Below are 318 nucleotides of genomic sequence, written 5' to 3' on the forward strand. Positions count from 1 at the left end.
GTCGCTTCAGCGCCCATTCGCCAAGTGCCGTGCGAGGGCAGCGGACATGGGCACCAATCATGAGCTATGCGTCGAGGATCATTCTTCACCTGCCACTATCGAACGAAGACCTATTGAGCGCCTTCGTCGAGCAGTGCCCTCGCGATAAAGTTGCTCTTATTGCGGTCGTCGGAGAAGGCGCGGCGCGGATAGAGGATATCATCGACGAACTCGTGATGGGCGACGCGTCGGATATACGCACTTGTTACCACCACCTCGCACTCGAATGAGTCGGTGGAGGAGGTGTTGGAGTTCGCTGGTTGGTGGAACGACGAGCGA

1 protein-coding gene is annotated in these 318 nt (G+C 57.9%); it reads right to left on the bottom strand.

Features of this window, described 5'->3' with window-relative positions; all coding sequences use genetic code 11:
- Positions 1–110 precede the first annotated feature (110 nt).
- On the bottom strand, positions 111–318 hold a 208-nt coding region (locus tag AC5ZG5_RS46530; protein WP_496165611.1), incomplete at its 5' end, for a hypothetical protein.

The sequence above is a fragment of the Bradyrhizobium sp. Ses1 genome (assembly GCF_059512365.1).